Source organism: Caloranaerobacter azorensis DSM 13643 (assembly GCF_900129995.1).
Taxonomy (GTDB): Bacteria; Bacillota; Clostridia; order Tissierellales; family Thermohalobacteraceae; genus Caloranaerobacter; species Caloranaerobacter azorensis.
On record NZ_FQXO01000006.1, the window covers coordinates 16,484 to 31,319 of the forward strand.

Consider the following 14,836-nt stretch of genomic DNA (forward strand, 5'->3'; position numbering starts at 1 on the left):
AGGAATAAAGTAAGGAGGAGTGGCTATGCTTGAGGACAGAATTAGAAACAAAGAATTATTAAGTAGGGTAATGTCTGCAGAAGAGGCTGCTATGTTAATAAAAGATGGAATGAACATTGGTACAAGTGGTTTTACTCCATCTGGGTACCCTAAAGCAGTTCCATTAGCACTGGCAAAAAGGGTTAGAGAAACGGGTGAGAGAATTAGGATAGGATTGTTTACAGGGGCTTCTGTAGGAGATGAATTAGATGGAGAACTCTCTAGAACTGGAATTATTGCAAAGAGATTACCATATCAAACTAATGAAAGTATTAGAGATTATACAAATAATGGCGGTTGTGAATTTTTAGATATGCATTTAAGTCATGTGCCTCAATATGCGAAATATGGATTTTTAGGGAAAATAGACATTGCAATAATCGAAGCTGTTGCAATAACGGAAGAAGGACATATAATACCTTCTACATCTATTGGTTGTTCACCTACATTTGTGCAAATGGCTGAAAAAGTGATTGTTGAGATTAATACAAGCCAGCCTCTTGATTTAGAGGGAATGGCCGATATATATATTCCTGACAATCCGCCAAACAGAAAACCGATACCTATTGAGCGTGTAGATCAGAGAATAGGCAAGCCATATATTACATGCGGAGTAGATAAAATAGCGGCGATTGTAGTAACAGATATTATTGATAATGTTAGGCCTTTAGCTCCGATAGATGATATTTCAGAGAGAATATCGGGACATCTTATAGACTTTTTAGAACACGAGGTAAAAAAGGGCAGACTTCCTCAAAATCTATTGCCTTTACAATCGGGTGTTGGAAGTGTAGCAAATGCAGTTTTAGCTGGGCTTTTAAAGTCGAAATTTGAGAATCTAGTATGTTATACCGAAGTAATTCAGGATTCAATGCTTGATCTTCTTGACTCTGGGAAAGCGTTATTTGCTTCTGGAACTTCTATAACTCCTTCTCAAGAGGGACTTGTGAGATTTAAAGAAAATATTAAGAAATATAAAGAAAAGATAATCTTGAGGCCTCAAGAAATAAGCAATAATCCAGAAGTAATAAGAAGATTAGGCGTAATAGCAATGAATACAGCAATAGAGGCTGACATCTATGGGAATATTAATTCTACAAATATATTCGGCTCGAGAATGATGAACGGTATAGGCGGTTCGGGTGATTTCACTAGAAATGCATATATTTCTATCTTTACAACTCCTTCTACTGCTAAAAATGGAGATATATCATCAATAGTTCCTATGGTTTCTCATCATGATCATACAGAGCATGATGTAATGGTAATAATTACAGAACAAGGGGTGGCCGATTTAAGAGGTTTAAGTCCAAAGGAGCGTGCTAAAGTTATAATAGAAAATTGTGCACATCCTGATTTTAAACCGATGCTTAAAGATTACTTTAAAAGGGCACAATCCGGCAAATATAAGCATATTCCACATATATTAAGTGAAGCATTATCATGGCATCATAGATTTTTGAAGACAGGAACAATGAAAATATGGTAATATTGAAAATGGAGGTGATGTTGTGAAAAATATAGTAAAAGATTATGTAATAATAAGTATAGGAATCATTATTGTAGCTTTTGCATTGAGTTTCTTTCTTGTTCCGGCAGACTTGGCTGTTGGTGGAATTACAGGACTTGCAATGGTAATTAAAAGTGTAATTCCTTCAGTATCTATTGGAGTTTTAATGTTTATTATGAACCTAATATTATTCGTTGTGGCATTCTTATTGATAGGGACTCAATTTGGAGCGAAGACGATATATGCTAGTTTTGGATTATCGGGGGCTATGTGGGTTTTTGAAAAATTCTTTACTATAAAAGGACCGGTAACAGATGATATACTGTTGAACTTATTTTATGGTATTCTTATTCAGGGTATAGGAATGGCAATAATATTTTATCAAAACGCTTCGACAGGCGGTACTGATATTATAGCTAAAATATTGAATAAATTTTTCTCGATAGATATAGGTAAGTCCCTATTAATGGCCGATTTTGTAGTTACACTTCTAGCTGTACTTACTTTTGGAGCTAAATTAGGATTATATGCATTACTAGGAGTAATAATGAATGGATTTGTTATAGATAATGTGATAGAAGGACTCAATGTTAAAATGAATGTTATGGTAATAAGTTCAGTTCCCGACAAAATAAAGATGTTTATAACAGAGGAACTTGAAAGAGGAGCTACAATATATTATGCGGAAGGTGCTTATACTAATCAAACTAGACCTGTTATAATGGCTGTTATGAACAAAAAGGAATTCATTAGATTGAAGAGCTATATAAAGAAGATTGATAAGAAGGCATTTGTTACGGTATCTACTGTACATGAAGTATTAGGTGAAGGATTTAATATGTTTGAATAAGGGAAACCTCCTCTTAAAATAACAAATTAAGAGGAGGTTTTATAATATTAGTTAGCAACTTTAAAGAGTATTAAAATGCTGGTATAACTCCTCCATTATACTCTTTTTCAATAAACTTCTTAACTTCTTCTGATTGAAGAGCTTTAATTAGTGCTTTTAATTTTGGATTGTTTTCTTCTCCTTTAACAAGTTAGTATGCTAAATCATAATGATTATAATAATACCCCTTATGTGAAGAGGAAGGATATTAAAAAAGCCTCTTTCAGATGAAAGAGGCATAAAAAACTTATTTCTCTCTCATCTCTCGGTATATCTTATACCGCAGGAATTGGCACCTTGTGTTTAAAACACAGGTTGCCGGGTTTCATAGGGCCAGTCCCTCCACCTCTCTAGATAAGAGCGTATTATTCATTTTTGTTATTATAGTTTAAAATTCTAAATCATCTTATAGAGTTTGTCAATACTTTTTTATGAGTAAATAGTTTTATTAAAATAGCGCTATAAAACAAAGTCATTTAAATAGCTTTGTTTCAGCTATTTAATTAAGTTATTATCTATGCTATACTAGAACTAGCGTTCTAGATAACTTAATAGAGTTAGTCGGAGGTACAAAAGATGAAGGGGAAAACACATGTTATGCTAGGAGTTGCAGCAGGAATTACTGCTATTTCGAATTATTCTTTAGAGAAAGGCATTATTTTTATTTCTTCAACAGTTTTGGGTTCTTTGATGCCTGATATAGATCACCCAAAGAGTAAATTAAACCAAAAACTGCTTTTTAAGAAAAATAGGATATTTAAATTTGTGTTCTATATAATTTTAAGTCTTGGATGTATTTATTTTGGCATAAGTTTAAATAATAAGCTTTTGAAAATACTATCTATAACTTTAGCCTTTACAGGATTATCTCATCATAGAGGTTTTACTCACAGCTTGTTAGGACTTTTATTATTTTCGATGGTTGTTAAAATTTTAGCAATAAGATATAATTTAATTGGGGCATATAAGGGGTTTGTTATAGGCTATATCAGCCATTTAATTGCTGATTCTTTTACTAAAGGCGGAATAGAATTATTCTATCCATGTAGTATTAAAATTACGTTTCCTTTTACTATAAAAAGTGGCGGAAATGAAGAAGAATTAATATTAAAAGGTTTATATTTTTACTTGATTTATGTTTTACTTAAATTCATAGGGGTTTAGAAAGAAGGAATGATTATGGGAGTTGTTACTAAAATAGTTGAACAGAAAAACAATAAAGAAAAAGTTAACATATATATTGATCATGAATTTTTTGCTGGAGTTCATAAAGAAGTTATTTATAAACTTAAAATTGAAGAAGGAATACAAATAGATAAAGAAAAATTGGAACTTTTAATATTTGATGAAAACCTTAAAAGAGCTAAAAATAAGGCTTTTAATATATTGGCGAAAACAATGCAGAGTGAAATGCTGCTTAGAGATAAGTTATCGAAAGAAGGATATCAAGATGAGATTGTAGATAGCGTTATAGAAATCCTAAGAGACTATAAAATGATTGATGATGAAGAATATGCAAAAAGTTATGTTAGGAATAAATTAAATAGCAACAAATATGGGAAAAAACGTATCGTATTTGAATTGACAAAGAGAAAAATAAGTGAAGATATAATAAATAGAGTTATTTCAGAAATAGAAGATGAAAAAATTTATGAAAATGCAGTTTATTTAGCTAAAAAAAAATTAAAAAGTATGAAGGATAAGAATAAAGATAAAATATACCAAAAATTATATCAGCATTTAGCTTATAAAGGGTATGATTATGAAATTATTAGAAAAGTTGTAAATGATGTGTTGAATGGAGAGTTAAAATTTAAGTCTTTGGAGGATTGAAAAAGTGAGAGTAAGAAGAGTAATTTGTCTATTTTTAATTGCTATAATGATTTTTAGTTTAGCAGGATGTTCAAAAGAAGTGAGAAACGAACCATTAACAAAAACTGAATTTTTATTAGGTACTATAGTAACATTGAACATATATCAAAATGTCGATTCAAAAATTTTTGATAAGGCATTTGAAAGAATTAAAGATATAGAAAATAAAATGAGTAGAAATATCAAAAATAGTGATATATATAAAGTCAATATTAATTCAGGGAATGGCTATATCAAAGTTTCAGAAGATGTATTTGATGTAATCAAAAAAGGAATATTTTATTCTAATTTATCTAATGGGAAGTTTGATATTACTATAGGTCCTTTAGTAGAATTATGGGGGATAGGTACAGATAGGGCTAGAGTACCGAGTAAAGAAGAAATAAGTAGTGCAGTGAAATTAATCGATTATAAAAAGATAAAATTAGATGAAAAAGAAAGAAAAGTAAAGCTCATGGAAAAAGGTATGGAAATAGATCTTGGAGGGATAGCTAAAGGCTATGCTGCTGATGAAGTAGTTGATATTTTAAAAAAAGAAAATGTAAGGCATGCCATTATAAATTTAGGCGGAAATATTTTTGCTTTAGGCAGTAAACCTGATGGCTCTCCTTGGAACATAGGAGTTCAGAATCCTTTTACTAAAAGAGGAGAGTATATTGGAATAGTTAAGGTTGTAGATAAAACTGTTGTTACATCCGGTATATATGAAAGATATTTTGAGCAGAATGGGAAAAGATATCATCATATATTAGATCCTTATACAGGGTATCCGGTAGAAAATTCGTTAGTAAGTGTTTCGATAATAACAGACAGGTCAATTGATGCAGATGCGCTTTCAACGATTGCTTTTTCTTTGGGGCTTTCGGAAGGGAAAAGGCTAATAGAAAGTTTAGATGGAGTAGAAGCTATATTTATTACTAAAGATAAACGTGTTTTTATTACAGATGGACTTAATAGCACTTTCAAACTAACTAATCCGGAATTTCATATGCAAAAATAAAAATGAGCTTGTTGACAAAGTAAAATATTTTATGAAAATGACGCTCATGCGGACGAATTTAGAAAAAACTAAAGGTTCAAATTTTTAGAAAATCCTAACGCACCTAATCAAGACATCCTGTCTTGTAGGATGCTGGTTTGACCTCCTGTCAAACCTACGGATTTTCTAAAAAATTTTCGCCTAGTTTTTTTTACTAAATTCTTTCAAGCATTCGCTTTCATTTTCATAAATATAAAAAATATAAGTTTGTCAACAGTCTAAATGCGGCCAGATAGCCGCATTTATGCTATACTATTTACTAATTGTATATCTAAATTTTCAAATCTCGATAACCATTCAATTCTTTCATCCTTTAACTTATTTACTAATGCTTTGTATTCTATTTCTGTATAATATTTTCTTGGATTATATTTATCCATATCTAAACCGTTTACTGATTTTGGAACTAGATAGCCCCAATCCTTATCAACTTCCCATTTTATTGTATCTCTTGCAATTTCACGCATAATAGTTGTTGAAACTTCTATAGTGATTTTTTCTCCTTCAAAGCTATTGCTTTTACCAACTCTTCCTGTATTTAAAATATAGCATTCCATATCAGGATTTTGTTTTAATATTCTATACAGTCTGTGCCCTTCTTCTGCTTCAGGTCCTATAATAAAAGGATTAGTACCAACACATCTTTTTGATTGTCCTGCTTTAGTAGGGTCTCCTGCAGAAGTTTCGATGGATTCTCCTAACATAAAGAATGTCGCTGCTTGAGAAGCAGTTAATTTGGCAACTGGCGGTATAATATCATTTCTCCTAGTTATAAATATAAGTTTATGGGCTTTTTCAAGATCAATACTGTCATCTGTATTATCGATTTCTTCTCTAAGCACTATCCCTCTTCCATTTGAAGTCAATTCTGTATTTAAAAAGTCAACTTTACCATTTTCATAAACTTTAACGTTTTCAAAAATGGCATTTGGACTTGTTGCAGCCTTATATAAAACTGTTTGACTTTCATTTAATCCTTCAGTTTTAATAAAGAAGCCGTTTTCACTTCCAGCACAATATCCATTTATATCCATGAATATTACGTCATCTTGTCTAATGATAGCCTTCTCTTCCCCTTTCAGATTGTGATCATGGATTGTTAATGTTGTTTTTCCAGTACCACTTAATCCAAACATAATAAAACCTACATCTTTTAATATTCCATCTTTATCTTTTACTCTCAACACTTTACTGCCGGCATGAAGTCCTAAACCGCCCATTTTTTTAACTTTATACATAGCCATTCTCAAGAAGGATTTTTTAGCTTCACCAAAATAATCAGTTCCTAATATATAAGTTATTCCCTCTTCTGGATATATTAATATAATCCTTTCAGGCCATTCAGGGACATATACGCTTACAATATCAGGATGATTAATATTATCGGGAGCAAACAGAGAATTATTCCACATATATGCAATCCTGCTATATTCTTTAGTTATATAAAGTCTACAGTTAAATGAGAATTTACTATGCATTCCCATCTTTTTATCTAATCTAATTAATTCTTTATTCATTAAATAATTATTTACTTGATTAACGATTTTATCTGCTTCTTTTCTAGAAATTCCCTGCTGATCTACACCTAAAGGTATATCGTCTACAACAAAGGTATTTTTAGCACTTCTACTTCTTACATTAGTTATGAAACAAAGACTATCAAATTCTGTAACTATTCCTCTGTCTTTACTTAAAATCTCTAATTCTTTTTTAGTTGGGTTTATTAACATATTATTGAAAGCGTTATCGTTAAATAAATGTAGCATAATAACAGTCCTCCCATGAAAATATAGAATTAATATAGTCTAACACATAAATAGTATAACATATTAAACTGAATTATGCATCATTAAATTATAAATTTATTGAAATGTATTATATCAATAGATAAAATTACATAACAAAGTTATTAAATAAATGTAATATTTAGATATATTTTTATTGTGAGTTAAGATTGTAATAGAAGTTTTAGTGTGATAAAATTATTTTTGGATAGTATCCTTAATGGAGCTATACCATTTTAGTATATTTGACAAAAATGTAGATAATCGGGAACTGCTCTGAGCCTATGTGGACGGAGACAGGAGGAGATGATTTTGAAAAGGAGTATGTTCGATATACCCTTCTTGTGTCTTTTTGCCCACAAGAGGGGTTTTTTGTTAGAGGAGGGGGATAAATGAAGATAGGTTTTATAGGGGCGGGGAAGGTAGGTTGTACTTTCGGAAAGTATTTAAAAAAGAATGGCTTTGATGTTGTAGGGTATTATAGTAGAAGTTTTGAATCTGCACAAAAAGGGGCTAAAGAGATTGAAGGAATTGCTTTTGAAAGCTTGCAGGAACTATTAGATTTAACACAATTGATATTTATAACAACTCCTGATGATGCAATTAAAAAAGTAGCTGATGAAATATCCGAATATTACAATATAAAAAAAGGCCAGATTTTCGTCCACATGAGCGGAGCTTTATCCTCAAAAGAACTTGTTTCTCTAAAGCAAAAAGGAGCTTATATATACAGTTTGCATCCATTACAATCATTTGCAGATATAAAGTCTGCTCTAGAAAGTCTCTGTTTTACTGTATTTACTATAGAAGGGGATAAAGAAAAAATAGATATACTAAAAAATATATTAGAAAAATGCGGCAATAGATTTTTCACAATAACAGAGGAATTAAAAGGCCTTTATCATGCTTCAGCATGTGTAGTATCAAATTATTTAGTTACTTTAATCGATTATGGTTTAAAATTCTATGAGATTATGGGAGTAGATAAAGATTTAGCGATAGAAGCCGTATATCCATTGATTAAGGGAACTATTGAAAATATAAAGGAGCTTGGGACTAAAAGAGCTTTAACAGGGCCTATAAAGAGAGGAGATGTAGGAACAATAGTTAAGCATATTGAGAGTTTGCAAAATTTCGCTCCAGAATTACTAAACTTATACAAAATTTTAGGTTATGAGACTGTTAAATTGACTCAAGAAGATTGTGAAAATAAATCTATTTTAGAGTTAAAAAAAATATTAAAAGAGGTGTAAATATGAAAGAAAAATTTACAACTGCTAGTTTTTTAAAGGCTAAAGCCGAGGGAAGAAAAATTACTATGCTTACCGCTTATGATTATTCAACTGCAAAACTATTAGATGAGGCAGGAGTAGATAGTATACTTGTAGGAGATTCTTTAGGAATGGTAATGTTAGGATATGAAAATACTATTAAGGTAACTATTGAAGATATTATACATCATACTAAAGCCGTATCTAGAGGAGTAAATAGAGCATTGATAATAGCAGATATGCCATTTTTATCTTATCATGTCAGTGTAGAAGATACTATTAGAAATGCTGGCAGATTGATAAAAGAAGGCGGAGCTCATGCTGTTAAATTAGAAGGTGGAGAAAATATAATAGAAAAGGTTAAAGCGTTAATTGATGCACAGATACCAGTATGCGGACATTTAGGATTGACGCCTCAGTCGGTAAATATGTTAGGAGGGTTTAAAGTCCAAGGGAAAAGTGTAGAAAAGGCTAAAAAGATTATAGAAGATGCAATTTTATTAGAAAAGGCTGGAGTTTTTGCTATAGTTTTAGAGGCAGTACCGGAACCGCTTGCCAAGATAATAACAGAAAAAGTTTCAGTACCAACTATTGGAATAGGTGCTGGAAGGTATTGTGACGGACAGGTTTTAGTGTCGCAAGATATGTTAGGTATGTTTAGCGATTTTACCCCTAAATTTGTGAAAAGATTCCGAGATTTGGGTAAAGAGATAAGAGAAGGGGTTAAAGAATATATAAAAGAGGTTCAAGAAGGTAAGTTCCCAGAAGAAAAACATACTTTCAAAATGAGTCAGGAGATTATTGATAAACTTAAAGCCTAAGTCGAAAGGAGAACTGTGATGAAGATAATAAAGAGTATTGAGGAAATGAAAAGTATAATCTCAGATGAAAAATCTAAAGGAAAATCAATAGGATTGGTTCCGACTATGGGATATTTACATGATGGACATCTTTCATTAATGAGAAGGGCAAGAAAAGAGAATGATGTAGTAGTGGCGAGTATATTTGTTAATCCTAAGCAGTTTGGACAAGGAGAAGATTATGAAGTTTATCCAAGAGACATTGAAAGAGATAGTAAACTAGCAGATAGTGTTGGTGTAGATTATATATTTGCTCCAGAAGTTAAAGAAATGTATCCAGAAGGCTATAATACTTATGTTGAAGTGTTGGGTGTTACAGATAAATTATGTGGAGCTTCAAGACCAGGACACTTTAGAGGAGTTACTACAGTTGTTACGAAATTATTTAATATTGTAACTCCTGACAAGGCATATTTTGGGCAAAAAGATGCCCAGCAAGTGTATGTTGTAAGACAAATGGTTAGAGATTTGAACATGGATGTAAATATAATATCATGTCCGATAGTTAGAGAACATGACGGGCTGGCAATGAGTTCAAGAAACACGTATTTATCAGAAGAAGAGAGAAGACAGGCTTTAGTTTTATCAAAGAGTTTGTTTTGGGCAGAGGATATGATAAATAAAGGCGAGAGAGATGCAAAAACTTTAATTGAAGGTATAAAATCTATGATAAATGAAATGCCATTAGCAGATATTGATTATGTTGAGATAATAGATTACGATACGTTTAGAGAGGTAGAAAAACTTAAAGGCAATATTCTGATTGCATTAGCAGTAAGAATTGGGAAAACAAGGTTAATAGATAATATATTAGTGGAGGTAGAATAGTAATGATGATTAATTTATTTAAAAGTAAAATACACAGAGCAACTGTAACAGAAGCTAATTTAAACTATGTAGGAAGTATTACGATAGACGAAGCTTTGATGGAAGCTGCTGGCATTATTGAGAATGAGCGCGTACAGGTTGTTAACATTAATAATGGAGCAAGACTTGAGACGTATGTAATAAAAGGAGAGAGAAATAGTGGAGTAATATGTTTAAATGGAGCAGCAGCTAGATTAGTACAGCCAGGAGATAAGGTAATAATTATGGCATATTGTTGGGTAGATAAAGATGAAGCGGAAAAGTTAAAACCAAAAGTAGTTTTTGTTGATGAAAATAATAAAATAATAGATGTTACTAACAAAGAAGAACATGGAGATATAAGATAAATTTATCTAGGTAAAGGGGGGAGGAGCTGGGGCCATGTTAAAATTAATTAGAGCTGGTGAATGTGTAGGCCTTCAAGTGGGTAAAGTTACATCTTTATTTATAGAGTCGTAAAAGTAAAAGGTACATTTGAAAAATAAAATGATTGTTTAGAATAAATATGATTGGGAATAAATAATAACGGAAGCAGAAAAAAATAAAAGGGAGGATATTTATATGGAAAGATTAGTAGGAAAACCTGCTCCGTTATTCAAGATGAAAACAGCGTTAGGAAATGGTGAGGGGTTTGGAGAAGTAAGCCTTGAAGATTATAAAGGAAAATGGTTAGTTATGTTTTTTTATCCTTTAGATTTTACATTTGTTTGCCCAACAGAGATAACAGGTTATAGTGATAGATATGAAGAATTTAAAGCAGAAGGAGCTGAAATATTAGCTGTAAGTACAGATAGTGAACATTCACATAAAGCATGGATAAATAGAGATTTAGGAAAGATTAAATTTCCATTAGCTTCTGACTTTACTAAAAAGGTTTCAAAAGATTATGGAGTTTTAGTAGAAGAAGAAGGTGTTGCATTAAGAGGCTTATTTATAATAGATCCAGAAGGTATTGTAAGGTATTCAGTTATACATGATTTAAATATAGGTAGAAGTGTAGATGAAACGCTACGTGTATTAAAAGCTCTAAAAACTGGCGGACTTTGTCCTGTTAACTGGAAACCTGGAGATGAATTATTATAAAATTTAGTAAGATTTAAAAAACCTCGCATTTTGCGAGGTTTTAAACTATACCTTATGTTTTTCTTTCAGCTTTTTAAGTTCTAAAAATAAAAATGTTCCAGTTAAGATTGAAGATATAAAATCTGAAACTGGCCCGGCCATCCAAATACCTTTTAATTTAAAGAATTTTGGAAGTATTATTAATGACGGTATTAAAACTAAAACCTGTCTAGATAAACTTAGAAACATGGCTTGTTTTGGTTTGCCTACAGCTTGGAAGTAATTTGAGCTAACTATTTGGAATCCAATAATAGGAAGCATTGATAAAAATATTTTCATTCCTTGTGCTCCAACTTTAATAAGTTCTTTGTCTTTTTTGTCAAATAGAGATATGAGTTGTTCTGGGAATACTCTTGTTGCAGTGAAACCTATAACCACTATAGTAGTTGCTGCCAATATAGCAAGTTTTAAAGCCTTTGTTACCCTATCGAATTTCTTAGCACCATAGTTATATCCTATTATAGGTTGGGCACCTTGATTTATTCCAAAAATAGGCATAAGTATTAACATTACGATGCTGTTTATTATACCCATTGCAGAAATTGCTATATCTCCACCATAGTAGGATAACTGATTATTGAAAAGAGCAGATACACAACTTGCGGCTACTTGCATAGAAAATGGTGCAGAACCGATTGCCAATATTTTACCTACTATCGGAGCTTGTAGTTTTATATTAGCTATATGGATTTTAAGATGACTTTTATCACTAAAAAAGTATGAAAGAACCCAAATTGTAGATATTATTTGTGATAATACTGTGGCGATTGCTGCTCCTTTAACGCCTAGTTTAAAGCCAAATATAAAAATTGGATCTAATATTATATTTGATATAGCACCTATAAGCATAGTCATCATAGCAGTTTTAGGATTACCTTCTGCACGGATAAAATTATTCATGCCGAAGCCAACAGTTTGAAAAATAGTTCCCATTAAAATTATAGTAAGGTACTGCTTTGCATATGGTAGAGTATTATTGCTTGCTCCAAATAGTTTTAATAGAGGATTTAAGAAAGTAAAGCCTAATATAGATACTATAATAGATATTAAAATTAATAAAACCATTCCATTTGCTAGGATTATTTCTGCTTCATCTCTTTTTTGTTCGCCTAATCTTATTGAGATTAACGATGTAGCCCCTACACCAACTAACATACCAAATGCCATTATTATAATCATAATTGGATAACATATTGTTAGGCCTGCTATTCCGAGCGAACCAACACTTCTACCTATATATATTCTATCTACAATGTTATATAGTGCACTAACCATCATACCGACTATGGCTGGTATCGAAAATTTTAAAAGTAGCTTTTCTATTTTTTCTTCTCCTAATAATTTTGAACGCTCCATTGTATCACCTCAAATCTTTTTAAATATATCAACGATTTCTCTTATGTTCTTAAGGAACAAGTCGATTTCTTCATTATTAAGTTTGCTAAATTGGCTTATAACTGCTTTTTCAATTTCTTTTTTCTTATTTTCTAAATAAGACTTACCTTCATCGGTTAGATGTAGCCATGTTTTTCTTCTATCTTCTTTATCAACTTTTCTGACTACAAGATTTAGTTTTTCCAAAGAGTCTACAAGAGATGTTAAGCTGCCTTTTCTCATATCTAAAAATTTACCTAAATCAGTTGGAGTTATTTTACCATGCTTTCCTATAATCATTATTGCTCTGTTTTGGTTTTTCTTGCAATTATATTTGTCAGTCCCATGTCTGAATGATGCTCCGAATTTTCTATGAAAAAGAGAAACAAATTCAAAGAGATTACTATATATCTCTTTAATTTTCTCCTCATTCATAAATATCTCCCCTTCAAATAGTTAGAATTCGTACTATTAGAATTTTAACTATTTTTTATTCATATGTCAATATTTTTTTCTAATAAAAAAGCCCCCTGACACCGGGGGTTATACTAACTTAACCATATGATATACTTTTTTTCCTTTTCTAATAATCAGTTTATTATCTTTAAAATTACTTTCATTTATTATAAGATTAGAATCGGTAACTCTTTCGTTTTCTATATATATACCGCCTTGTTTAATTAATCTTCTGCCTTCTCCTCTCGAAGAAGTAAGCCCAGTTTCAATTAATAAGTTTAGAATGTCCATGCCTTCAGCGATTTTATCTTTACTGATTTCGGTTGTAGGCATGTTTTCTAAATCGCCTTTTCCTCCAAAAAGTGCTTTTGCTGCTTTTTCAGCTTTTTTAGCCTCTTCTTCACCATGAACTAATTTAGTAACTTCATATGCAAGAACTTCTTTTGCTTTATTTATTTCTGCCCCTTCAAGAGAGCCTAACCTTCTTACTTCATCCATTGGTAAGAAAGTCAATAGAGCAAGGCATTTTTCTACATCTCTATCGTCTACATTTCTCCAATATTGATAGAAGTCATAAGGCGAAGTTTTGTTAGGATCTAGCCAAACTGCTCCTGATTCTGTTTTACCCATTTTCTTACCTTCACTAGTTGTTAGAAGTTTAAATGTTAAACCATATACAGAAGCACCTTCAACTCTTCTTACTAAGTCGATGCCACCTAATATATTAGACCATTGATCGCTGCCACCAAGTTGTAATTTACAGTTATATTTTCTATAAAGCTCTAAAAAGTCATAAGATTGCATTAACATATAGTTAAATTCCAAAAATGAAAGACCTCTTTCCAATCTAGTTTTGAAACATTCAGCTGTGAGCATTCTGTTTACAGAAAAATGTCTTCCAATTTCTCGTAAGAAATCTATATAATTTAAATTTGTCAACCAATCAGCGTTATTTAAAAGTAGTGCTTTGCCTTCGCTAAAATCGATAAATTTTGAGAATTGTTCTTTAAAAGATTCTGCATTTTTATCAATATGTTCTCTTGTAAGCATTTTTCTCATTTCAGTTTTACCTGTTGGATCGCCAACTAGGGCAGTTCCTCCACCGATTACAGCAATCGGCCTATGTCCGGCTCTTTGCATATGCATCATAACCATTACTTGAATAAAGTGGCCTACATGAAGGCTATCTGCTGTTGGATCAAATCCAATATAAAATGTTACAGATTCTTTTCCTAAAAGCTGCCTTATTTCGTCTTCATGGGTAGCCTGTTCAATAAAGCCTCTTTCTTTTAAAATATCATAAACATTTGTCATCAAAATCCCTCCTTATCATCTTTAAGTTAACAGTGAATAGCTAATTTTACATTTTACATTTTTTAGGCTAGCCTATTTTCTATAAACTAGTAAAATAACAAAAGGCCTTCTATCCGTATAAGGACGGAGGAAGACCCGTGGTACCACCTTACTTCGCATCAAAGATGCCTCTTAACTGCTGTAACGTGCAGCCTACGCAATGCTTTTACATTGAAACTCCAGAGTGTAATTCGCCTCTTTATGTACTGCAGACTTTTCACCGGCCAGTCTGCTCTCTGAATTGTAACCATAAAGGGCTACTGTCTCCTTCATAGTTAAAATCATATATATTTGGCATCAAAAATATAAATAAATTCAAATATAATTTCTGTAATGGATGTGAGCAAAATCTACCTTATATCTATCTGAATATTTTGTTTTATACTAATACATTTATACT

At 31.5% G+C, this 14,836-nt stretch carries 14 protein-coding genes, 1 pseudogene, 1 riboswitch and 1 other annotated feature; of the genes and pseudogenes, 10 read left to right on the forward strand and 5 right to left on the reverse strand.

Features of this window, described 5'->3' with window-relative positions; genetic code table 11:
• Window positions 1-25 precede the first annotated feature (25 nt).
• Together BUB51_RS00845 and BUB51_RS00850 are read left to right on the forward strand one after the other, a co-directional pair.
• On the forward strand, window positions 26-1,528 hold the full coding sequence (locus tag BUB51_RS00845; RefSeq protein WP_073194668.1) for an acetyl-CoA hydrolase/transferase family protein: 1,503 nt from the start codon (window positions 26-28) through the stop codon (window positions 1,526-1,528).
• A 22-nt stretch (window positions 1,529-1,550) separates the two neighbouring features.
• Window positions 1,551-2,399, forward strand: coding sequence for a YitT family protein (locus tag BUB51_RS00850; RefSeq protein ID WP_035161664.1), 849 nt, complete (start codon window positions 1,551-1,553; stop codon window positions 2,397-2,399).
• Between the two features lie 70 nt (window positions 2,400-2,469).
• On the opposite strand, the pseudogene BUB51_RS00855 reads toward BUB51_RS00850, so the two are convergent.
• Window positions 2,470-2,571 (reverse strand): annotated as a pseudogene (locus BUB51_RS00855) (MetQ/NlpA family ABC transporter substrate-binding protein); the annotation flags it as partial.
• Between the two features lie 122 nt (window positions 2,572-2,693).
• Window positions 2,694-2,799, reverse strand: a riboswitch (SAM riboswitch).
• A gap of 215 nt (window positions 2,800-3,014) precedes the next feature.
• Here BUB51_RS00855 and BUB51_RS00860 point away from each other — a divergent pair.
• The 3 genes from BUB51_RS00860 to BUB51_RS00870 are packed head-to-tail and all read left to right on the forward strand — an operon-like array spanning window position 3,015 to window position 5,310.
• Entirely contained in the window at window positions 3,015-3,602 is a 588-nt protein-coding gene (locus BUB51_RS00860) for a metal-dependent hydrolase (protein ID WP_073194671.1), read from the forward strand.
• Between the two features lie 15 nt (window positions 3,603-3,617).
• On the forward strand, window positions 3,618-4,271 hold the full coding sequence (locus tag BUB51_RS00865; protein WP_035161675.1) for a regulatory protein RecX: 654 nt from the start codon (window positions 3,618-3,620) through the stop codon (window positions 4,269-4,271).
• Window positions 4,272-4,275: 4 nt separating this feature from the next.
• Window positions 4,276-5,310 (forward strand): FAD:protein FMN transferase, encoded by a 1,035-nt coding sequence (locus BUB51_RS00870; protein WP_278293617.1) that lies wholly within the window; start codon window positions 4,276-4,278, stop codon window positions 5,308-5,310.
• Between the two features lie 281 nt (window positions 5,311-5,591).
• Here the strand turns inward: BUB51_RS00870 and BUB51_RS00875 are convergent, their stop codons facing one another.
• On the reverse strand, window positions 5,592-7,115 hold the full coding sequence (locus tag BUB51_RS00875; protein ID WP_073194672.1) for a phosphoenolpyruvate carboxykinase (ATP): 1,524 nt from the start codon (window positions 7,113-7,115) through the stop codon (window positions 5,592-5,594).
• Between the two features lie 410 nt (window positions 7,116-7,525).
• Here BUB51_RS00875 and BUB51_RS00880 point away from each other — a divergent pair, with 410 nt between their 5' ends.
• From BUB51_RS00880 to BUB51_RS00900, 5 genes are all read left to right on the forward strand, one after another.
• Complete coding sequence (locus BUB51_RS00880) at window positions 7,526-8,386, forward strand: Rossmann-like and DUF2520 domain-containing protein (protein WP_073194673.1); 861 nt, start codon at window positions 7,526-7,528, stop codon at window positions 8,384-8,386.
• A 2-nt stretch (window positions 8,387-8,388) separates the two neighbouring features.
• On the forward strand, window positions 8,389-9,225 hold the full coding sequence (gene panB / locus BUB51_RS00885; RefSeq protein WP_073194674.1) for a 3-methyl-2-oxobutanoate hydroxymethyltransferase: 837 nt from the start codon (window positions 8,389-8,391) through the stop codon (window positions 9,223-9,225).
• 18 nt (window positions 9,226-9,243) lie between these two features.
• Entirely contained in the window at window positions 9,244-10,092 is an 849-nt protein-coding gene (panC, locus tag BUB51_RS00890; RefSeq protein ID WP_073194675.1) for a pantoate--beta-alanine ligase, read from the forward strand.
• 2 nt (window positions 10,093-10,094) lie between these two features.
• The gene (panD, locus tag BUB51_RS00895; protein ID WP_073194676.1) at window positions 10,095-10,478 is read left to right on the forward strand and encodes an aspartate 1-decarboxylase; all 384 of its coding nucleotides are present in this window, start codon (window positions 10,095-10,097) and stop codon (window positions 10,476-10,478) included.
• A gap of 214 nt (window positions 10,479-10,692) precedes the next feature.
• Complete coding sequence (locus BUB51_RS00900) at window positions 10,693-11,214, forward strand: peroxiredoxin (protein ID WP_073194678.1); 522 nt, start codon at window positions 10,693-10,695, stop codon at window positions 11,212-11,214.
• Window positions 11,215-11,259: 45 nt separating this feature from the next.
• On the opposite strand, the gene BUB51_RS00905 is transcribed toward BUB51_RS00900, so the two are convergent.
• The 3 genes from BUB51_RS00905 to tyrS form a co-directional block, all read right to left on the reverse strand.
• On the reverse strand, window positions 11,260-12,609 hold the full coding sequence (locus BUB51_RS00905; protein WP_073194681.1) for an MATE family efflux transporter: 1,350 nt from the start codon (window positions 12,607-12,609) through the stop codon (window positions 11,260-11,262).
• 9 nt (window positions 12,610-12,618) lie between these two features.
• Window positions 12,619-13,062 carry a MarR family winged helix-turn-helix transcriptional regulator gene (locus BUB51_RS00910; protein ID WP_073194683.1) on the reverse strand — a complete coding sequence of 148 codons (444 nt, stop codon included), beginning with the start codon at window positions 13,060-13,062 and terminating at the stop codon, window positions 12,619-12,621.
• 108 nt (window positions 13,063-13,170) lie between these two features.
• Window positions 13,171-14,397, reverse strand: coding sequence for a tyrosine--tRNA ligase (gene tyrS, locus BUB51_RS00915; RefSeq protein WP_073194686.1), 1,227 nt, complete (start codon window positions 14,395-14,397; stop codon window positions 13,171-13,173).
• A gap of 116 nt (window positions 14,398-14,513) precedes the next feature.
• Window positions 14,514-14,718, reverse strand: a binding site (T-box leader).
• Window positions 14,719-14,836: the final 118 nt, after the last annotated feature.

Coding starts and splice junctions, on each gene's coding strand:
- BUB51_RS00845 (WP_073194668.1), top strand. CDS start 26: ATGCTTGAGGACAGAATTAGAAACAAAGAATTATTAAGTAGGGTAATG.
- BUB51_RS00860 (WP_073194671.1), top strand. CDS start 3,015: ATGAAGGGGAAAACACATGTTATGCTAGGAGTTGCAGCAGGAATTACT.
- BUB51_RS00865 (WP_035161675.1), top strand. CDS start 3,618: ATGGGAGTTGTTACTAAAATAGTTGAACAGAAAAACAATAAAGAAAAA.
- BUB51_RS00875 (WP_073194672.1), bottom strand. CDS start 7,115: ATGCTACATTTATTTAACGATAACGCTTTCAATAATATGTTAATAAAC.
- BUB51_RS00880 (WP_073194673.1), top strand. CDS start 7,526: ATGAAGATAGGTTTTATAGGGGCGGGGAAGGTAGGTTGTACTTTCGGA.
- panB (WP_073194674.1), top strand. CDS start 8,389: ATGAAAGAAAAATTTACAACTGCTAGTTTTTTAAAGGCTAAAGCCGAG.
- panC (WP_073194675.1), top strand. CDS start 9,244: ATGAAGATAATAAAGAGTATTGAGGAAATGAAAAGTATAATCTCAGAT.
- panD (WP_073194676.1), top strand. CDS start 10,095: ATGATGATTAATTTATTTAAAAGTAAAATACACAGAGCAACTGTAACA.
- BUB51_RS00900 (WP_073194678.1), top strand. CDS start 10,693: ATGGAAAGATTAGTAGGAAAACCTGCTCCGTTATTCAAGATGAAAACA.
- BUB51_RS00905 (WP_073194681.1), bottom strand. CDS start 12,609: ATGGAGCGTTCAAAATTATTAGGAGAAGAAAAAATAGAAAAGCTACTT.
- BUB51_RS00910 (WP_073194683.1), bottom strand. CDS start 13,062: ATGAATGAGGAGAAAATTAAAGAGATATATAGTAATCTCTTTGAATTT.
- tyrS (WP_073194686.1), bottom strand. CDS start 14,397: ATGACAAATGTTTATGATATTTTAAAAGAAAGAGGCTTTATTGAACAG.